We start from the raw sequence: 1,503 nt of genomic DNA on the forward strand, positions 1-1,503 counted from the left end.
TGCTCACTTTTTCACCTGTTATTCTGCTGATCGTATAATATCGCAGGCACCGAATATGAACACTAGCTCTAGCATCATCCTAAAAGCGTCACCTTTATTACTACTGCCACTAATGGCTGGCGCAGAAGTTAAATCTCTTAGCAGTTCAGAGTTAACCGAAACCTATATCAAGGACTCGACAATTATTGTTACGCCTAAAAAGCAGGAAATTGAGACAACTCAAAAAACCTACTCCAGCCTGACAATTGCCCCGGTTGAAAATGTAGACCAGGATATGGATAAGCTAGGGNACCNANANANCCANGTNNNTGGNNNTGCCAGCTCTGTCCTACTCAGTGAAGAAATGCTACGAAATGCAGCGATTGCTTCAGCAACCATCGCGCCTATTGACGTTGTGATCCCAACCTACGACGAGGTTAACACTCGCACAATGGAAGAAGTCATGAACGATACACGCTACGCGGTACCCGAGGGTGATTTCGACTTTGTCTATATTGGTGGCGACGGTGCCAACGATCTTGGGCTAAGTAGACAGGACAATCAACTTACCTTTTCAATTGGCAACCTTCCTCAAATTGACAAGATTGAACTTCCTCACGGTATTGATGAAGGTCCGCTTCAAATTACCCCCCGCGTTGGCGGCGGATTTGACCTAACCATTAATATACCTGATCAAAATTAGTAAAAGCTCATATAGCAGTCTATTTTTTTCTAACCTAATAGGCTGCTAAACCCACCTTCTCACTTGTTCGCAATACTCCCTGTAACTCGCCCCAAAGATCTTTACCAAAGCACGCTCTTCGGGCTTTATTTGAATTGCCGTCATGACATAGACGTACAATGCAAACACTAAGAAGTTAAAAGGGTTTGCCAAATACACAGCCCAAGCAAGCAACAGCGCTGCCATACCCACATACATTGGATTTCTCGAGTACTTATAAACTCCATCAACCACAAGCGTGGTCGCATTTTCAGGTTTAATAGGGTTAACGGTTGTTTTATTTTTCCAGAAGCTAAATACCGCTGGCATTAAGAAAAACACAGACGCAAGCCCCAAGACAGCCATAACAATACCAGCCAAGAGCCCAAACCGATATAGACTCACTGAAATCAAAGTATCCAGCCCATACATAATGCCTGCTGCAATCAGTGTTTGAAGTGGTGGAGGAATCCGAATATTCACGAGAACATATACCTATAAGTTAACTTTTATTAGCTACTAACGGGTTCAACTATTGCAATGATTAAAATGCTAGTTTAGAGTAGCGCACCTTTCTGGGAGCGTAACAGGGTTTACACCATTTGCGAAGCTAGAAAGTTCAAAACGGAGAGGTGTCCGAGTGGCCGAAGGAGCACGCCTGGAAAGTGTGTATACCGCAAGGTATCGAGGGTTCGAATCCCTCCCTCTCCGCCAATTAGTTTCCTAACAACACCCTATCAACAAACAACCCTATCAAATGGTTAGATTCTGGTGTTTCTTGGGCGCTTTCTAATACCTCTGTT

Annotated in this window: 1 protein-coding gene and 1 tRNA gene; one reads left to right on the top strand and one right to left on the bottom strand. The window is 43.9% G+C overall.

Going from position 1 to position 1,503, the window contains the following annotated elements:
- Nucleotides 1-727 precede the first annotated feature (727 nt).
- On the bottom strand, nt 728-1,183 hold the full coding sequence (locus A3729_RS18440; protein WP_068513689.1) for an isoprenylcysteine carboxylmethyltransferase family protein: 456 nt from the start codon (nt 1,181-1,183) through the stop codon (nt 728-730).
- A gap of 143 nt (nt 1,184-1,326) precedes the next feature.
- Between A3729_RS18440 and A3729_RS18445 the strand changes: the two genes are divergently transcribed.
- Nucleotides 1,327-1,414: transfer RNA gene (locus tag A3729_RS18445), tRNA-Ser, on the top strand.
- Nucleotides 1,415-1,503 lie beyond the last annotated feature (89 nt).

The sequence above is a fragment of the Oleiphilus sp. HI0043 genome, from assembly GCF_001634935.1.